This window comes from Serinicoccus hydrothermalis, assembly GCF_001685415.1.
Classification (GTDB): domain Bacteria; phylum Actinomycetota; class Actinomycetes; order Actinomycetales; family Dermatophilaceae; genus Ornithinicoccus; species Ornithinicoccus hydrothermalis.
Map to the genome: position 1 here is coordinate 1729536 of NZ_CP014989.1, position 17315 is coordinate 1746850.

Annotated in this window: 18 protein-coding genes; 11 read left to right on the forward strand and 7 right to left on the reverse strand. The window is 72.4% G+C overall.

Annotated elements, in window-relative coordinates; all coding sequences use genetic code 11:
• Positions 1-68 precede the first annotated feature (68 nt).
• Positions 69-1067, reverse strand: coding sequence for a threo-3-hydroxy-L-aspartate ammonia-lyase (locus SGUI_RS07960; protein ID WP_237141477.1), 999 nt, complete (start codon positions 1065-1067; stop codon positions 69-71).
• A gap of 54 nt (positions 1068-1121) precedes the next feature.
• Here SGUI_RS07960 and SGUI_RS07965 point away from each other — a divergent pair, with 54 nt between their 5' ends.
• Entirely contained in the window at positions 1122-3182 is a 2061-nt protein-coding gene (locus SGUI_RS07965; RefSeq protein ID WP_157621772.1) for a hypothetical protein, read from the forward strand.
• Positions 3183-3359: 177 nt separating this feature from the next.
• Positions 3360-4322: an endonuclease domain-containing protein gene (locus SGUI_RS07970; RefSeq protein ID WP_066638520.1), complete on the forward strand. Its 963-nt coding sequence runs from the start codon at positions 3360-3362 to the stop codon at positions 4320-4322.
• Positions 4323-4552: 230 nt separating this feature from the next.
• Here the strand turns inward: SGUI_RS07970 and SGUI_RS07975 are convergent, their stop codons facing one another.
• The 4 genes from SGUI_RS07975 to dnaK all read right to left on the reverse strand — a co-directional run bounded on the left by SGUI_RS07975 (position 4553) and on the right by dnaK (position 8787).
• Complete coding sequence (locus SGUI_RS07975; protein WP_066638522.1) at positions 4553-4987, reverse strand: heat shock protein transcriptional repressor HspR; 435 nt, start codon at positions 4985-4987, stop codon at positions 4553-4555.
• A 5-nt stretch (positions 4988-4992) separates the two neighbouring features.
• Positions 4993-6069, reverse strand: coding sequence for a DnaJ C-terminal domain-containing protein (locus tag SGUI_RS07980; protein ID WP_066638524.1), 1077 nt, complete (start codon positions 6067-6069; stop codon positions 4993-4995).
• A gap of 124 nt (positions 6070-6193) precedes the next feature.
• Complete coding sequence (locus tag SGUI_RS07985) at positions 6194-6874, reverse strand: nucleotide exchange factor GrpE (protein ID WP_066638525.1); 681 nt, start codon at positions 6872-6874, stop codon at positions 6194-6196.
• Complete coding sequence (dnaK, locus tag SGUI_RS07990) at positions 6871-8787, reverse strand: molecular chaperone DnaK (protein WP_066638528.1); 1917 nt, start codon at positions 8785-8787, stop codon at positions 6871-6873. The genes SGUI_RS07985 and dnaK overlap by 4 nt, the downstream gene beginning before the upstream one ends.
• A gap of 208 nt (positions 8788-8995) precedes the next feature.
• Here dnaK and SGUI_RS07995 point away from each other — a divergent pair, with 208 nt between their 5' ends.
• The 6 genes from SGUI_RS07995 (at position 8996) to SGUI_RS08020 (ending at position 12777) form a co-directional block, all read left to right on the forward strand.
• A complete protein-coding gene (locus SGUI_RS07995; RefSeq protein ID WP_202816614.1) occupies positions 8996-9946 on the forward strand; it encodes a cation diffusion facilitator family transporter in 951 nt (316 codons plus the stop codon).
• A gap of 114 nt (positions 9947-10060) precedes the next feature.
• On the forward strand, positions 10061-10450 hold the full coding sequence (locus SGUI_RS08000) for a hypothetical protein (protein WP_066638530.1): 390 nt from the start codon (positions 10061-10063) through the stop codon (positions 10448-10450).
• A gap of 15 nt (positions 10451-10465) precedes the next feature.
• A complete protein-coding gene (locus tag SGUI_RS08005; protein WP_066638531.1) occupies positions 10466-10693 on the forward strand; it encodes a ribbon-helix-helix protein, CopG family in 228 nt (75 codons plus the stop codon).
• The gene (locus SGUI_RS08010; RefSeq protein WP_066638532.1) at positions 10690-11124 is read left to right on the forward strand and encodes a TA system VapC family ribonuclease toxin; all 435 of its coding nucleotides are present in this window, start codon (positions 10690-10692) and stop codon (positions 11122-11124) included. Before SGUI_RS08005 ends, SGUI_RS08010 begins: the two co-directional genes overlap by 4 nt.
• Positions 11125-11134: 10 nt before the next feature.
• Positions 11135-12073 carry an aminotransferase class IV gene (locus tag SGUI_RS08015; RefSeq protein WP_066638534.1) on the forward strand — a complete coding sequence of 313 codons (939 nt, stop codon included), beginning with the start codon at positions 11135-11137 and terminating at the stop codon, positions 12071-12073.
• Positions 12070-12777, forward strand: a complete 708-nt coding sequence (locus SGUI_RS08020; RefSeq protein ID WP_066638536.1) for a sulfotransferase-like domain-containing protein — start codon at positions 12070-12072, stop codon at positions 12775-12777. The genes SGUI_RS08015 and SGUI_RS08020 overlap by 4 nt, the downstream gene beginning before the upstream one ends.
• A gap of 3 nt (positions 12778-12780) precedes the next feature.
• On the opposite strand, the gene SGUI_RS08025 is transcribed toward SGUI_RS08020, so the two are convergent.
• A complete protein-coding gene (locus SGUI_RS08025) occupies positions 12781-14322 on the reverse strand; it encodes a GMC family oxidoreductase (protein WP_066638538.1) in 1542 nt (513 codons plus the stop codon).
• Positions 14323-14560: 238 nt separating this feature from the next.
• Here SGUI_RS08025 and SGUI_RS17390 point away from each other — a divergent pair, with 238 nt between their 5' ends.
• The 3 genes from SGUI_RS17390 (at position 14561) to SGUI_RS08035 (ending at position 16733) form a co-directional block, all read left to right on the forward strand.
• Positions 14561-14713, forward strand: a complete 153-nt coding sequence (locus SGUI_RS17390) for a hypothetical protein (RefSeq protein ID WP_157621773.1) — start codon at positions 14561-14563, stop codon at positions 14711-14713.
• Between the two features lie 136 nt (positions 14714-14849).
• Complete coding sequence (locus SGUI_RS08030; RefSeq protein ID WP_191090966.1) at positions 14850-15686, forward strand: phosphatase PAP2 family protein; 837 nt, start codon at positions 14850-14852, stop codon at positions 15684-15686.
• 9 nt (positions 15687-15695) lie between these two features.
• Positions 15696-16733, forward strand: a complete 1038-nt coding sequence (locus tag SGUI_RS08035) for an ArsO family NAD(P)H-dependent flavin-containing monooxygenase (protein ID WP_066638542.1) — start codon at positions 15696-15698, stop codon at positions 16731-16733.
• Here SGUI_RS08035 and SGUI_RS08040 read toward each other — a convergent pair.
• A complete protein-coding gene (locus tag SGUI_RS08040) occupies positions 16720-17298 on the reverse strand; it encodes a sugar O-acetyltransferase (RefSeq protein ID WP_066638544.1) in 579 nt (192 codons plus the stop codon). The two genes, SGUI_RS08035 and SGUI_RS08040, sit on opposite strands and share 14 nt — an antisense overlap.
• Positions 17299-17315 lie beyond the last annotated feature (17 nt).

Consider the following 17315-nt stretch of genomic DNA (forward strand, 5'->3'; position numbering starts at 1 on the left):
CTGTCACGCCTTTCCCGGAACGCTCCGTGTTTGATCTGTTTTACCGGCGAGAGATGATTTTACTTATTTTACCCATCGGTCGCCTCGCCACCCAGGAGCCGGGCATACCGGGCCAGGTCGACGTTGCCCCCGGTGAGCACCACGCCGACCCGCTCGCCCGGCCGCACCGGCACGGCCCCACTCAGCACTCCCGCCAGGCCGAGCACGCCGGTCGGCTCGACCACCTGCTTGAGGGTGCCCGCGACCAGTCGCATCGCCTCGATCAGCTCGTCGTCGGTCGCGGTGACGACCTCCTCCACGCCGGCGCGCAGGATCGGGAAGGTCAGCTCGCCGAGGTGCTGGGTCTGCGCCCCGTCCGCGATGGTGACCGGGGTGTCGATGTGGACGATGCGGCCCTCCGCCATCGAGCGCCTCGCGTCGTCCCCCGCCGCCGGCTCCACGCCGTAGACGCGGACCCCCGGCGAGAGCTGCCGGGCCGCGAGGATCGACCCGGAGAGCAGCCCGCCGCCGCCGAGCGGGGTCACGAGCACGTCGAGCGGACCGGCGTCCTCGACGAGCTCCCTGACCGCGGTGCCCTGGCCGGCGATGACGTGCGGGTGGTCGTAGGGCGGGATCACCGTGGCGCCCCGCTCGTCGGCGAGGGCGCGCCCGATCTGCTCGCGGTCCTGCGTGTAGCGGTCGTAGCGCACCACCTCGGCGCCGTAGCCCTGCGTCGCCTCGACCTTGAGCTCGGGCGCGTCGAGCGGCATGACGATGGTGGCGGGTATGCCCAGCTCCCGGGCCGCGAGCGCGACCGCCTGGGCGTGGTTGCCGGAGGAGTACGCGACGACCCCGGCCGCCCGCTGCCCGTCGTCGAAGGCGGAGAGCGCGGTGAAGGCGCCGCGGAACTTGAAGGCGCCGACGCGCTGGAGGTGCTCGGCCTTGAGCAGCACCTCGGCGCCGACCACCGCGTCCAGCCGGCGCGAGGTGAGGACCGGCGTGCGGTGGGCGACCCCGGCCAGCGTGGCGGCTGCCGCCTCGACGTCGGCGTAGGTGGGGAGCTCGGGCATACCCGCAGCCTGCGGCATCGCCCGCCCCTCGGCAAACCGGTCGGCGCGGGTCTGGGTATAGGTTCGAGGGCCATGCAGACGTGGCATCGGGTGGGGGACGTCGACTGGGTCGAGGGCGAGCCGTTCGCGGCGCCGGAGAGCGGTGGGGAGCCGCCGGTCATGGCCGGGCTGGTCATCGGGCGCGGGTATGCCCATCAGAGCATCGCCACGCTCGGGGCCGCCGACACGGTGGCCTTCCTGCTGCGCCGCGAGCTGTCCCGTCCCCTGGAGACCGCGAGCGGCACGGTGCAGGTCGAGGCGCGCTCCTCGGTCGGCCTGCTGGAGACGACCCTCTCGGCCCTCGGAACCCGCGCCGCGGTCACGAGCGCCCTCCAGCGGTTGGTCGAGATCCTGCACGATCCCGGGCTGCTGGAGATCCCGAGGGAGCTGCCCGCCGGGGACGAGCACCCCTGGGCCGGGTGGAACAAGGAGCTCGGGGCATGGTTCGGCGTCGGGCCGGCGAGCCTGTCCGCCCAGATCAACCCGGCCTGGACCGGTGACCCTGCGGCGCTGCGGCAGGAGATCGCCGCCGCCGGGCCAGCCCGGGCCCCGGTCGTCGGCTTCGTCTCCGACCCCGAGCTCATCCGGCCGCTGCCCGCCGGAGGCGGCTCCGACCTCACGGTGCCCCTGCGGTGGCGGGACGTGGGCGGCCACGCGGTCGGCGCGACCTTCGAGAACAACCTGCTCACCGCCCGCGCCGGTCTCGGTGCCGCCGGGATGACAGCGATCGACCTGCTCGCCGGCACCCTGCACCGGAGCGTGATCACGATGACCGGCGCGGCCAAGGATCTCGCGGTCACCGCCTACCCGGTCGGCGACAGCCGGCTGCTGACGGTGCGCGCGCTGACCACCCCCGCCACCTACGACCACCGGCGCGCCCGGTCTGCGGTCGGCGAGGCGCTCGCGGCCTACCCCGCGCTGTCGGAGGAAGCGCTGGCCGCGCGGCTGGACAGCATCCGGTCCCAGGCCCAGCGCCCACCGGCCGTCGCCAACCTGGCCCTGACCCGGCTGCTCACCGGCGAGCGCACCGACGACGCCGTCCGTGCGGCCGAGGTGGACGCGCTCACCGCCGAGGCCGTGCGCGAGGCGGTGGAACGGCTCGCCGACAACCTGCTCGTCGGGCAGGCCGGCACGGAGGAGGACCCGGCATACCCGCTGCTGGTCCCGGCCCCGGTCCCGGACCCGGGCGGCGACGCGGTGACCACCCGCACCCGGGTGCCGATCCTGGACGAGCGGCGCGGGGACACCCACCTCGAGATCTCCGCCACCCCGACCCGGGTGGTGTCCACCACCAAGCCGCTGACCTGGGTCAACGCCGTGTTCCCCGACTTCCCCCGCCGGCGTGGCGAGCCGCTCCCGAAGCAGACCGAGCCGGTCGCGCCGTCGACCCTCGACCTCACCCGGCTCGTCGGGAGGTTCGACCAGGGCGAGACCTACAGCTCGCTCATCGACGAGGACGGGCGCGTCGTCGGGATCCCGTGGAACGCCCTGCGTCGCCCCGGTCCGCTGCGGGAGATCGTGGACGGCGCGACCTCGCCGGAGCAGCGTCGCGCCCTCCCGCCCCACCCGGAGGCCGACCTGCTCGTCACGCGGCGGATCCGCAACCGGCGGATCAGCGTGGCGCTCTTCACGGTGGTGCTGCTCTTCTTCGCCAGCATGTTCTTCTGGCCGGACTCGCGCGGCCCGCAGCAGGAGCCGACCGTCGCGACGGTGCCGCTGGGCGAGCAGGTCACGCTGGGCAACGGGTCCACCGTCACCGTGTCGGACGCGCGCTGGGAGACCGCCGAGGCATACCCGCACCAGACGGTCCTCGCGGAGGTGGAGTTCTGCGGCGGGGGCGAGACGGTGCAGCGCGGGTCCGACGCCCAGGACCGCAACGTGGTCGGCGAGTCCCACTTCGACATCGGGGGGACCGACGCGGCGACCCGGCGCGGTATGCGGCCGGGCGGGACCTATCTCGCCGCGACCGAGCTGGAGGAGGGGCAGTGCACCTCGGGGCTGGTGTCGATCGAGGTCGAGGTGGACGCGCCCACGCAGGAGGCGACCGTGCAGTACACCAACCAGACCGGCGACGACGTGCAGTGGGAGCTGTGAGCCCGGCCTGACCCGGGGGGCGAGCCGCTCGCCCTCGCCGGAGTGCGGTCACCTTCCTGCAACCTCCATCACCCTGTAGCGCGATGAAGGTTGCAGGAGGGTGACCACACTCCGGCGAGGGGGAGGGCCTGTGGACAAGATCTGCGGGCCGGTCCCCGACTCGGACACAGTGCAGGTATGCCGAACGAACCCCACCAGCCCGAGCCGTGGCCGTTGCAGGCCGGCCAGCAGGACCTCGTGCTCCGTCTGCTCGAACGCGGGCACGGCACCGTCCTGGGCCGGGAGCTCTTCGAGCTCGGGCTGACCCCTGAGACGACCCGGGTCCTGGTGTCGAGGAAGCTGCTGGTCCGGGCAGGCCGTGGGGCCTTCATCGACGGTGCGGCGTATGCCTCGGCAGACCCGGAGGGACGGCACGTGCTGCGCTCGGTCGCGCTGGCCCGCACCTGGCCGCCGGGTGTGCTCGTGAGCCACTCCAGCGGCGCGCTGCTCCACGACCTGCCGCTCGTCCAGCCCGTAGGCGACCGGGTCCACGGGTGCCGCAGGACGGCCGGCCAGCACCGCCGGCGGAAGGCATACACCATCCACACCGGCTACGCGGACGCCACCTGGACGACGATCCGCGGGGTCCAGGTGCTCGAGCCGCGCCTGGTCGTCATGGGCGTGGCCGAGCTCCATGGACGCGACGCCGCAGTGGCGGCCGCCGATGCCGGCGTGCACCGGGGGCTGGTGCAGGCGCAGGACCTCCGCGACGCACTGGTCGGCCGTGACCACCATCCCGCGCACGCCGTGATGACGCAGGTGGCGGAGCTGGTCGACGGCCGGACCGAGTCGCCGGCGGAGAGTCTCGGTCGTCTGCTGCTCGTCGACCTGGGCTACCGACCGGTCCCGCAGGTGGAGATCCGTGACGCCTTCGGCGCCTTCCTGGGGCGCGTGGACTTCCTGCTGGACGGGACCAGGGTGGTCATCGAGATCGACGGGATGGGGAAGTACGCCACCGCCGAGGACCTCGCCGCCGAGAAGCGTCGCGAGCTGGGGCTGCGCCGCGCCGGGTATGTCGTCGTCCGGCTCGTCTGGTCCGACCTGCGGCATCCCGGCCGGGTGCGGGCGCTGGTCGAGGCCGCGCTCGCGACCGCCGCCTGACGGCATACCCCCGCCACCGCCGGCGGAGGCATACCCCCGCCACCGCCGGGAGTGCGGTCCACCCCCACCACGAGCGAGAGTGCGGTCACCTTCTTGCAACCTTCATGGCGCTAGAGGGTGATGGAGGTTGCAGGAAGGTGACCGCACTCGGCGGGTATGCGTGGTCGGCGCCTGCTCGGCGGGACTTCAACCTGGGGCGAGTATCCCTGCCCGGGGCGAGGGCGCCGGGCTCAGTCGCGCGGCCAGCCCTGGGGCCGCCAGAGCGCGAGGGCCGTGGTGCTGCGGCCGCGGGGGCGCTGGCCGGCGCGCACGGCGACCACCTCGCCCTCGAGGTCGGCGGCGAAGACCCGGCCGGCCTGGGCCGCGTGGTCGCGGAGCCGCTCGTTCTCGGCGAGCAGCTGGGCGGCACGGTCCCGCAGCGCCTCGACCTGGACCTCCAGCTCCATGATGCGCTGGATGCCGGCCAGGCTGACGCCCTCGCCGGAGAGCCGCTGCACCTCGCGCAGCCGGTCGACGTCCCGCGAGGAGTAGCGCCGTCCCCCACCCCGCGTGCGGGACGGGGTGACGAGGCCGAGCCGGTCGTACTGCCGCAGCGTCTGCGCGTGCATACCCGCCAGCTCGGCCGCGACCGAGATGACGTAGACCGGGGTGTCGCGGTCGACCATGTCGATCAGGCCCTGGCCCGCGCGATGAGGTCGGCGCGGGGATCGCTGCCCTCGGCCTCGGCGCGCAGCGCCTCGACCGCCTCCTTGGCGGAGTCGGACAGCTCGGTCGGCACGACGACCTGCACCTTGGCGAGCAGGTCGCCGGTGCCCTTCTTGGTCGCGATGCCCCGGCCCCGGACGCGCAGGACGCGCCCCGACGGGGTGCCCGGGGAGACCTTGACCTTGACGGTGCCACCGTCGAGCGTCGGCACCTGCACGGTCGCGCCGAGAGCGGCCTCGGCGAAGGTCACGGGCAGGTCGACGGTGAGGTTGTCGCCGTCCCGGCCGAAGACCGGGTGGGGGGTGACGGCGACCTTGAGGTACATGTCACCGGCCTCGCCACCCTGCATCGGCGCGGGCATGCCCTTCCCCTTGAGCCGGATCCGCTGGCCGTCCTTCACCCCGGCAGGTATGCGCGTGGTGATCCGGCCGCCGTCCGGCTTGGACAGCGTGACGGTGTCGCCCGCCGCCGCCGACCGGAAGTCGAGCGTGGTGGACGCCTCGACGTCCTGGCCCTTCGGCATACCGCCGCCGTAACCGCGACCGGCGAAGCCGCCCCCGCCCGGGAAGCCCTGGCCCCCGGGCTGGAATCCACCCGGGAAGCCCTGGCCGCCCTGCGAGAAGCCTCCACCGCCGCCGAAGGCGCCGAGCAGGTCCTCCAGGTCGACACCGCCCATGCCGCCCTGACCGCCGGTGCCGAAGCGCACGTTCTGCGCGCCGCCGCCGCCGAACATCTGGGCGAAGACGTCCTCGAAGCCGCCGCCGCCCGCGCCCGGCCCGCCGGAGCCCGCGGTGAAGCGGGCGCCGCCGCCCATGGCACGCACGGCGTCGTACTGCTTGCGCTGCTCGGCGTCGGAGAGCACCGCGTAGGCCTCACCGATGTCCTTGAACTTCTGCTCGGACGCGGCGTCACCCGGGTTGTTGTCCGGGTGGTACTGCCGCGCCAGCTTGCGGTAGGTCTTCTTCAGCTCCTTGGCGTCCACGTCCTTGCTGACGCCGAGGATCGCGTAGAAGTCCTTCTCGAACCAGTCCTGGTTCACCATCGGTGCTCACCTCCTCCTTGGCTGCTCATTCTGGCGACCGACCGCACGGTCTGCGTCGACCGGCCGCGCGGCCGGTGTGCGCAAACCGTGCGGTCGGTCGGGGTATGCCGCATGGGTACGTCCCTCAGCTCGGGTCCGCGACGGCGACGCGCGCGGCGCGCACGACCTGCTCGCCGACCTTGAAGCCGGGCTGCATGACCTGCACGACGGTCATCTCCGTGGTGCCCTCGGGCAGCTCGACCTGCTCGGCCGGCAGGTGCATGAGCGCCTCGTGGACGTTGGGGTCGAAGACGTCGCCGACCGCGCCGACCCGCTCGACGCCGAAGCGGCCCAGGGCCTGCTCCAGCTTGTCGGCGATCGCCGCGAACGGGCTGCCCTCGGTGAGGTCGCCGTGCTCCCGCGCGGAGTGCACGTCGTCCAGCACGGGCAGCAGGGCCTCGACCACGGCACCGGTCGCCCGGCCGCGGTCGGTCTCGCGCTCGCGCTGGGTGCGGTTGCGGAAGTTGACGAACTCCGCCTGCATCCGGCGCATCTCCTCCAGCCGCTCGGCGGCCAGCAGGGTGTCCGGGTGGGTGTCGGTCTCGGTCTGCGGCTCGGTCGCCTCGGCGGCCTCGCCGGCTGCCGGGTCGCCCCCGGCGGGGGTGGTCTGATCGCTCACAGCCTCTGCGCCCTCGTTGTCGGTGGTCTGCCGCAGCCGGCCCGTCTCGGGGTCGATGCGGCGCTTGTCCCGGATGACCGGGCCCTCCCCGGGGCGCTCCTCGTCGGGAGCGCCCTCGGGGTGGGTGCCGTGCGGCTGGTCGGTCACTTGGTGTCCTCGTCGTCGTCGACGACCTCGGCGTCGACGACGTCCTCGTCGGTGCCCTGCTGGGCCCCGGCGTCGGCGCCACCGGGCTCACCGCCCGGGAAGCCGGCCCCGGCACCCGCGCCCGCACCGGCCCCGGCGTCGCCCGCCTCGGACTGCGCGGCATACATCGCCGAACCCATCTTCTGGCTCTCGGTGGAGAGGGTCTCCATCTTGGCCTTGATGTCGTCCAGGCTGGCACCGCTGTCGGCCTTGAGGGCGTCCTTGAGGTCGGTCAGCGCGGTGTTGACCGGGCCACGGGTGTCCGCGGGCACCTGGTCGCCGGAGTCGGAGAGGAACTTCTCCGTCGAGTAGACCAGCTGCTCCGCGGTGTTGCGGGTCTCGGTCTCCTCACGGCGGGCCTTGTCCTCCTCGGCGTGCGCCTCCGCATCCTTGATCATCCGGTCGATCTCGTCCTTCGGCAGCGCCGAGCCGCCGGAGATCGTCATCGACTGCTCCTTGCCGGTGCCACGGTCCTTGGCGGACACGTGCACGATGCCGTTGGCGTCGATGTCGAAGGTGACCTCGATCTGCGGCACGCCACGGGGGGCCGGGGCGATGCCGGTGAGCTCGAAGTTGCCGAGCAGCTTGTTGTGCGCGGCGATCTCGCGCTCACCCTGGTAGACCTGGATGCCCACCGACGGCTGGTTGTCGCTCGCCGTGGTGAAGACCTCGGACCGCTTGGTCGGGATCGCGGTGTTGCGCTCGATGAGGCGCGTCATGATCCCGCCCTGGGTCTCGATGCCCAGGCTCAGCGGGGTGACGTCGATGAGCAGCACGTCCTTGCGGTCGCCCTTGAGGACACCGGCCTGCAGGGCGGCGCCGACGGCGACGACCTCGTCCGGGTTGACGCCCTTGTTGGGCTCCTTGCCGGTCATCTTCTTGACCAGCTCGGCGACCGCGGGCATACGGGTGGAGCCACCCACGAGGACGACGTGGTCGATCTGGTCGACCTTGATCCCGGCGTCCTTGATGACCTGCTCGAAGGGCTGCTTGAGCCGGTCGGTGAGGTCGTTGTTCATCTGCTCCAGCTGGGCGCGGGTCAGCGTCTCGTCCAGGTGGATCGGGCCGTTCTCGCCCATCGAGAGGTACTGCAGGTTGACCGAGGTGCTCGTCCCGGAGGACAGCTCCTTCTTGGCCTGCTCCGCGGCGTCCTTGAGTCGCTGCAGCGCGATCTTGTCCTTGGACAGGTCGACGCCGGACTGGTTCTTCACCGTGGTGACCAGGTGGTCGATGATGCGCTGGTCCCAGTCGTCACCACCGAGCTTGTTGTCACCGTGGGTGGCCTTGACCTGGATGGTCGCGAAGCCGTCGTCGGCGTCCTTGCCCACCTCGAGCAGGGACACGTCGAAGGTGCCGCCACCGAGGTCGAAGACGAGGATGAGTTCGTCCTCCTTGCCCTTGTCGAGGCCGTAGGCGAGCGCCGCGGCGGTGGGCTCGTTGATGATGCGGAGCACGTTGAGGCCCGCGATCTCGCCGGCCTCCTTGGTGGCCTGGCGCTCGGCGTCGTCGAAGTAGGCCGGCACGGTGATCACCGCGTCGGTGACGTCCTCGCCCAGGTAGGCCTCGGCGTCCCGCTTCAGCTTCTGCAGCGTGCGGGCGCTGATCTCCTGCGGGCTGTACTCCTTGTCGTCGATCTTCGTGCTCCAGTCGGTGCCCATGTGGCGCTTGACGGAGCGGACGGTCCGGTCGACGTTGGTGACGGCCTGCCGCTTGGCGACCTCACCGACGAGGACCTCGCCGTTCTTGGCGAAGCTGACGACGGACGGGGTGGTGCGCCCACCCTCGGCGTTGGCGATGATCTCGGGCTCGCCACCGGTCAGCACGGCGACGGCCGAGTTGGTGGTGCCGAGGTCGATTCCGACTGCACGTCCCATGAACTGCTCTCCTTGGTATGTCGTTGCGCACCTCGTGCGCGGGGGTTGACACGTCTGCACTCAACTCTGCTCCGTGGCCGAGGTCTTGTCAACCCGAGGCTCAGTGAAGTTGAGTTCATCAGGCTCAACTACATACCGGCCCCCGTTGTTCCCGCCCGGCCCCCTGCTTCGGCCCCGTCCTCGCGCAACCGGGTCTACCGTGACCCACGTGACCGACTCCCAGCAACCTGCCGAGCAGGGCGGCAGCCTGCTGACCGTGCTCATCGCGCTCGGCGCCAACACGATCATCGCCGTCGCCAAGAGCGTGGCCGCCTTCCTCACCGGGTCGGCCTCGATGGTCGCGGAGGCCTCGCACAGCTGGGCCGACGCGGGCAACGAGATCTTCCTGCTCATCGCCGAGCGGCGCGCAGACAAGGACCCGGACCGGACCCATCCCTTCGGCTACGGCCGCGCGGCCTACGTCTGGTCGATGATCGCGGCCTTCGGCCTGTTCACCGCGGGGTCGATCCTGTCGATCACGCACGGGATCGCCGAGCTGCGCTCCGACGACCCCGGCAGCGACTACCTCATCGCCTACATCGTGCTCGCCATCGCCTTCGTCCTGGAGGGGGTGTCCTTCCTGCAGGCGGTCCGCCAGTCCCGCGAGGGCGCCGCGCGCGCCCAGATGCGCCCGCTGCGCTTCGTCATGGACACCTCCGAGACGACCCTGCGGGCGGTCTTCTTCGAGGACCTCGCCGCGCTCATCGGCATCCTGCTCGCCGCCGGTGGGCTGGTCGCCCACGAGATCACCGGAGAGGCGATCTACGACGCCATCGGATCGATCCTCGTGGGGGTGCTGCTCGGTGCGGTCGCGCTGCTGCTCATCTCCCGCAACATGCAGTTCCTCGTCGGTCAGGCCGTGAGCCCCCGGGTGCGCAAGTTGGCGCTCGACTCGCTGCTCGCCGAGGACTCCATCGAGCGCGTCACCTTCCTCCACCTGGAGTACGTCGGTCCCTCCAAGGTGCTCCTCCTCGCCGCCGTGGACCTCGTGGCGGACGAGACCGAGTCTGTGCTGCAGGTCCACGTGCAGGACATCGAGGACCGGCTGGAGTCGAACCCGCAGGTGGCCCGCGCCATCCTCAGCCTGTCGGCCCCCGGCACCGAGGCGATCACCGGCTGAGCTGGGGCAGACGCACCTCCCGGCGTGCACTTCCCTGCGTCTTGCGCGGGTGACCTGGGGTTTCACGATGCGGGACGCGGAAGTGCGCGCCGGTCGGCACGCTGGGACTCGCCGATGAAGACGCCCGCGTTGCTCGCGCACGGCTTCGGCGTGCTCGCGACCGTGCATGACGCGCTCCGCCGGGCCTCCTTGCCGCGCGCGGCGTCAGAGGTCGGCGTGGCCAACCACGTCGGCGCACTCGAGCTGCCTGCGGCAGTGGCACGCGGCACGGACCGGATCCACCAGTGGGCCGACCCCACCCTCACCGACTACGTCGACCGGGCGCGCCGGCCCCGGGTCGACGACCTCGCCCTCACCGCATGGTTCTGGCTGCTCGAACCAGCAGCCGGCCCGCCCTGGCCACAGCAGGCCGGGCTCGTCGCTGCGTGGTACGAGCGCTACGACGCCGCAGCCGAGGCCGCGACGGCTGCTCACGATCAGCGACCCTGTGACCTAGCATCATGATGCTAGGTTGGGTGCATGAGGACGACGATCACCCTGAGTGATGATGTCGCAGCGGAGGTCGACCGGCTCCGGCGGGAGAAGGGGATCGGCCCGAGCGAGGCGGTCAACTCCCTGGCGCGCCGGGGCATGGCGGCCCCGGAGGAGCCGTCCTCCGGCTACGAGCACCGGTCCACCCGACTCGGGCTCAAGGTCGACGTCCGCAACATTGGCGAGGTCCTCGACCTGCTCGACGAGGCACCGTGATCCTCGACGCCAACATCCTGCTCTACGCCGTCGACGAGGACAGCTCCTACTGGCGGCCCGCCTCCCGTTGGCTCACCGATGCACTCCGCGGCCACGAACGGATCGGGCTGCCGTGGCAGAGCATCGGCGCCTTCCTGCGGATCTCCACCCACCCCCGGATCGCCGAGCGTCCCTTGTCGGCCGCCGCAGCGCAGGAGTATGTGGACCGCTGGCTCGCCGCTCCTCCGGTGTGGGTCCCTCCTGCCACCGAGCGCACGGTCGAGGCCTATGCCCACCTCGCCGGTACCCATCACATCACCGGCAACCTCGTGCCCGATGCCCAGCTCGCTGCACTGGCTCTGGAGCTGGGCGTCGCCGTCGTCTCGGCGGACTCCGACTTCGCCCGCTTCCCCGAGGTCCGGTGGCTCAACCCCCTCGCGAGCACTGGCTAGTCTCTCCGGCATGGCCCACGGAACCCACGACCACGGCGACGACCCCCGCAACGAGGACATCCTCATCTGGGTCAACGGCGACCTCAAGCCGCGGGCCGAGGCGGTGGTCTCGGTCTTCGACTCCGGCTTCGTCCTCGGCGACGGGATCTGGGAGGGGATCAGGGTCCACGACGGCCAGCCCGTCTTCTGGGAGCAGCACCTCGACCGGCTGCTCGAGGGCGCCGCGGCGATCATGCTCGACATCGGGATGACCCGGGAAGAGCTGCGGGCCGCGGTCGAGGACACCCTGCGCGCCAACGAGATGCGCGACGGCGTCCACATCCGGCTCATGGTCTCCCGCGGGGTGAAGTCGACGCCCTACCAGGACCCCCGCGTCACCGTCGGCCCGGCGACGGTGGTCATCATCCCCGAGCACAAGGAGCCGCTGCCGGCCACGGTGCGCGACGGGATCACCCTCTTCACCACGCACGTGCGCCGCGCGACGCCCGACACCCTGGATCCCAAGCTCAACGCGCACAGCAAGCTCAACGACATCACCGCCTGCATCCAGGCATACACCGCCGGCGCCGACGAGGCGCTCATGCTCGACCCGCACGGCTTCGTGGCGACCTGCAACAGCACCCACTTCTTCGTCGTCAAGGGCACGCCGGAGGAGCCAGAGGTCTGGACCAGCGACGGCCGCTTCTGCCTGGCCGGCATCACCCGAGCCAACGTGCTGCAGGTCTGCCGCGACCGCGGCCTGCCCGCGCAGGAGCGGACCTTCAGCCTCACCGACGTCTACAGCGCGCAGGAGGCCTTCGTCACCGGCACCTTCGCCGGCGTGGTCCCGGTGCGCTCGGTCGACGGCCGCACCATCGGCACCGGCGCGCGCGGCCCGGTCGTGGAGCGGCTCCAGGGCTGGTATGCCGAGCACGTCGCCGCCGACGCCGCCCGCCGGAGCGCCTCGTGACTGTCCGCATCGCCATGTGGTCCGGGCCTCGCAACATCTCGACCGCGATGATGCGCTCCTGGGAGAACCGCCCGGACAGCGAGGTCTTCGACGAGCCGTTCTACGCGGCATACCTGCAGCGCACCGGCATCCACCACCCCGGTCGCGAGGACGTCATCGCCTCCCAGCCGACGGACCCCGCCGAGGTCGCGCGCCGGCTCCTGGCGCCCACGGAGGCGGTGGTGTCCTACTCCAAGCAGATGACCCACCACTACCTCGACGGCGACGACCTCACCTGGGCGGGGCAGGTGCGCAACGTGCTGCTCATCCGCGACCCCGCCGAGGTGGTCTCCTCCTACGTCCGCTCCCGCGAGTCCTGCGTCCCGGAGGACATCGGCCTGCTGCAGCAGCGCACGCTCTCGGACCTGCTCGGGTCGCCACCGGTCATCGACGCGGCGGACTTCCTGCGGGCACCCGAGGCATACCTGCGCTGGCTGTGCGAGTGGCTCGGCATCGACTTCACCGACCGGATGCTCACCTGGCCGGCGGGCCCGCGCGACTCCGACGGCGTCTGGGCGCCGCACTGGTATGCCGCCGTCGTCGCCTCGACGGGGTTCGCGCCCTACCGGCCGCGCGAGGTGGAGCTGAGCGAGCACGACGCGGCGGTCGCCGAGGCGTGCCGGCCGGCCTACGAGGAGTTGCGCGAGCGGGCCCTGCGCCTCTGAGTCCTAGGCCTGCAGCAGCTTGGCCGCCCGCTCGCCGATGACGACGCTCGGGGCGTGCGTGTGCCCGCGGATGATCTCGGGCATGACCGAGGCGTCGGCGACGAGGAGCCGCTCGACGCCGCGCACCCGCAGCTCCGGGTCGACCACGGAGTCGGGGTCGGAGCCCATGCGGGCGGTCGAGGTGGGGTGGTAGAGCGTGTGCGCGTGCTGCTCGAGCGCCACGACGGCGCGCTCGGTCGGCGAGATCTTCTCGCCCTCGACGGGGCGGACGAAGGTCCCGTCGGTCACGGCACGAAGTGCGGGCGAGTCGAGGATCCGCTGCGCGATCGCGAGGCCCGCCAGCATGGTCGCGCGGTCCGCGCCCTCGGGGTCGCTGAGGTAGCGGGGGTCGATGACCGGGTGCGCGAAGGGGTCGACCGAGGCGAGGGCGATCGTGCCGCGGCTCTCCGGCTGGAGCAGGATCGGGCCGAGCGTCAGCCCATGCTCGGGGATGCCGTGCAGCCCCTCGTCGGCATACGCCACCGGGGCCCAGATCAGCTCCAGGTCCGGCTCGGCCAGCTCGGGCCGCGAGCGCACGAAGCCGTAGGCCTCGGCGACGTTGGACGTGAGCATCCCGCGGCGCCGCAGCAGGTAGCGCGCCAGGTTGGCCACCGAGGTGGCCGAGGCCAACGTGTCCGCCGAGGTGCGCGGGATGAGCCCGCTGACCAGGTGGTCGCGCAGGTTCTTGCCCACCTCGGGGGCGTCGACGACGACCGGTATGCCGTGCTCCTGCAGCTCATCCCTGGCACCGATGCCCGAGAGCATGAGCAGCTGCGGCGTGTTGACCGCGCCGCCGCAGAGCACGACCGCCTGGCGGGCGGTGGCCGTGCGCGTGACCCCGCCGACGGCATACTCCACACCGGTCGCGACCCGTCCCTCGAGGAGCACCCGGGTCACGTGGGCTCCGGTGCGGACCTCGAGGTTCTGGCGGCCCGCTGCCGGCTTGAGGTATGCCCGCGCCGTGCTCGAGCGCGCGCCGCGCCGCTGCGTCACCCGGGTCCGGGCGAAGCCGTCCGGTGCGTGCGGGTTGGCCTCCTCGACCGCGTACCCGGCCTCGGCGGCGGCCCGCAGCAGCCGGTCGGTGAGAGGGCTGGGGTCGCGCTGGTCCTCGACCGACACGAGGGTGGACTCCAGCAGGGGCGCGACCTCGTCCGGCCCCCAGGTCGGACCGGCCAGCTGAGCCCAGCGGTCGTAGTCGGCCGCGAAACCCGGCACCCACATCATCGCGTTGAGTGATGAGGACCCGCCCAGCACCTTGCCGCGCGGCCAGTAGATCGAGCGGCCCGCGAGCCCGGGCTGGGGCGTGGTGCGGTAGTTCCAGTCCGCCGAGGACTCGAAGAGCCGCGAGAAGGCGGCCGGGATGTGGATGTCAGGCGAGCGGTCACGGCCACCCGCCTCCAGCAGCAGCACCCGGCGCGAGCCGTCCGAGGTCAGCCGGTGCGCGACGACGGCGCCCGCCGACCCTGCTCCCACGACGACGACGTCGAAGGCCTCCTCTGCGCTCACGGGCACCAAACTAGCCCGGGCTCAACGCCGAGGTCCCCGATCCGGACGGGCGCGCCGGCGACACGCCTCTGAGACGGTATGCCGGTGACCAGACCGACGCTCCACCTCATGGTCGGGCTTCCGGGCACCGGCAAGACTGGGTGCCGACGTCGCGCTGTGCTACCTGGAGCTCGAGCCGGCCGAGCAACGCCGCCGGCTGGACGCCCGTCAGGTCGACGCACCGCAGACCACCTGGCCCATGTCCGAGGAGGAGCTGCGCGGGTGGGCAGACGCGTTCCAGGTCCCGACACCTGGCGAGCTGGACGGCACCGAGCCCATCGACGAGCCGCCACAGGGATTCACGAGCTGGGCCTCCTGGCGCGCCCACCGCTGGCCGCCCTCCCTGCCGTGACCGGTCGGCCCTGGCCCGTCGTGACCGACGGTCGTCCCACCCTGCGGTGACCAGCGATGTTGCGTATACTGGCAGGTGACGCTCGGGGGTGCGCGTCAGGGAATTCTCAGGGATGGTCTCTACCGTGGGAAAGGTTATGGTCTCTTTTCGTCGTCTCACCAGCCTGCCGGTGCTCATCGGCGCGCTGGTCCTGGTGACGTACCTCGCGGCGGCTCCGCTGCGCGAGTTCGACCGTTCCCTGCACGGCTTCTGGTCCGACGAGCTGACCCCGCGCTGGACCGACTTCCTCGACCAGGTGCCCAACGCCGTGGCGGGTCAGGCCGTCTGCCTGCCGGTTCTGCTGCTCGTGGCCTTCACCCTGGCCTGGAAGCACCGCACCTGGCGGCCCGTCCTCATCGCGGGCGCGACCGAGGCCGGGTTCTACGGCGTGGTCGGCGGTCTCAAGCTGGTCCTGGCGCGCACGTCCCCGAAGGCCGACGACGTCTCCGGACGCTTCTTCAACGGCGGCGCCGAGGAGCACGGGTGGTACGGCATGACCTACCCCTCCGGTCACGCCGCCGAGGCCATCCTCATCTACGGCGCGGCGGCCTACCTCCTCGTCGTCTACTCGCGCCCGGACTCGCGGCTGCGGCGCCGGCTCGGCTGGGCGATGACGCTCATCACCATCAACGCCGTCGCCGTCGCCTACTACCTCGGCTACCACTGGCCCTCGGACCTCATCGGCGGGATGCTCACCGGCGCCGTCGTGCTGCGGGTCATCATCGACGTCGACCAGTGGCTGGCCCGTCGCCGGGCACGCGCCGCGTGGCAGCGTCTCGAGCGGACCCGCGAGGCCGCTCCCGTGGCCCCGCGCCCGGCGCCGACCCCGGTCGGTGCCGCCAGCCCCGCTGCGGCGCCCGCCCCCGTCCCGCCGCGCATACCGGCCGGGCACGGTCACCGCGAGCACGACCGCGAGCCCGAGCTCGTCCCCTAGCCTGACCCGGTGAGCCGCACCGACACCGACGCCCTCGTCGTCGGTGGTGGTCAGGCCGCGCTCGCCGCCTCCTACTACCTGCGTCGGCAGGGTGTGGAGCACGTCCTGCTCGACGCGGCACCGGACCCCGGCGGCGCGTGGCGGCACACCTGGCCCTCGCTGCGGCTCTTCTCCCCCGCCGCATACTCCTCACTACCGGGCTGGCGCATGCCCCCGACCGAGGGCGAGGAGAACCCGGACGCGGGTCACGTCATCGACTACCTCACCCGCTACGAGGAACGCTACGACGTGCCCGTCCGGCGCCCCGTGCGCGTGCTCGACGTGCGGCGCCGCGGCGAGGGCTTCGAGGTGAGCACCGACTCCGGGAGCTGGCGGGCCCGCGCGGTCGTCGGGGCGACCGGCACGTGGTCGCGACCCTTCGTCCCGGCGGTCCCGGGACTCGCCGACTTCCGGGGTCTGCAGCTGCACAGCGGGGGGTATGCCGGTCCGCGCGCGTTCGCGGGGAAGCGCGTCCTCGTCGTCGGCGGGGCCAACTCCGGCGCCCAGATCGCGACCGACCTCCTGCCCGTCGCGGAGGTGACGTGGGCGACCCTCGGGGAGCCGCGCTACCTGCCGGACCACGTCGACGGGCGCGAGCTCTTCCGGGTCGCGAGCGCCCGGCTGCGCGGGGAGGGCGAGGGCGTCGGCAGCCTGGGCGACATCGTCGCCGTGCCCCCGGTGCGCGAGGCCCGGGACCGTGGCTCGCTCGTGCCCGGCCCCATGGTGCGCGGGCTCACCCGCGACGGGGCCGTGGGTGCGGACGGGGTCGAGCGGCCGGTCGACGCGGTGATCTGGTGCACCGGCTTCCGGCCCGAGTTGTCCTGGCTGTCCGGCATCGAGGTGCCGCGGCGCGAGGGACGCCCGGTCACCGACGGCACCCCAGTGGTGCCCGACGTGCCGGGCCTCTTTCTCCTCGGCTACGGCGACTGGTGCGGCGCCGCGTCGGCGACCCTCATCGGCGTCGGCCAGTGGGCCCGGCTCGCCGCGGAGCGGATCAGAGCTGCTTGACGACGCGCGCAGGGTTGCCGACCGCCACCACGTCGGCGGGCAGGTCCTTGGTGACCACGGCACCGGCCCCGACGACGGTGTTGTCGCCGATCGTGACGCCCGGGCAGACGATGACGCCCCCGCCGAGCCAGACGTTGTCGCCGAGCGTGATCGGCTCGGCGGCCTCCAGCTTGTCCCGGCGCGGCTCCGGGTCGATCGGGTGCGTCGGGGTGAGCAGCTGGACGTTGGGCCCGATCTGGCAGTCGGCGCCGATGGTGATCGGCGCGACGTCGAGCAGCACCAGCCCGAAGTTGGCGAAGGTGCGCGGCCCCACCCGGACGTGGGTGCCGTAGTCGACGTAGATCGGCGGCTTGAGATAGGCGTCCTCCCCCAGCTCGCCCAGCAGCTCCTCGAGCACGGGGCGGGCGGTGTCGGGGTCCTCGACGGTGCGCCGGGCATACTCCGCCTGCAGCCGCGTCGCCAGCTGCGCCAGCCGGGCGTTGTCCGGGTCGTCGGCGATGTAGAGGTCGCCGGCGAGCATGCGCTCCCGGTTGGTGCGGTCGTCCCCGGCGAAGTAGTCCTTCATGCCCGCGACGCTACCGG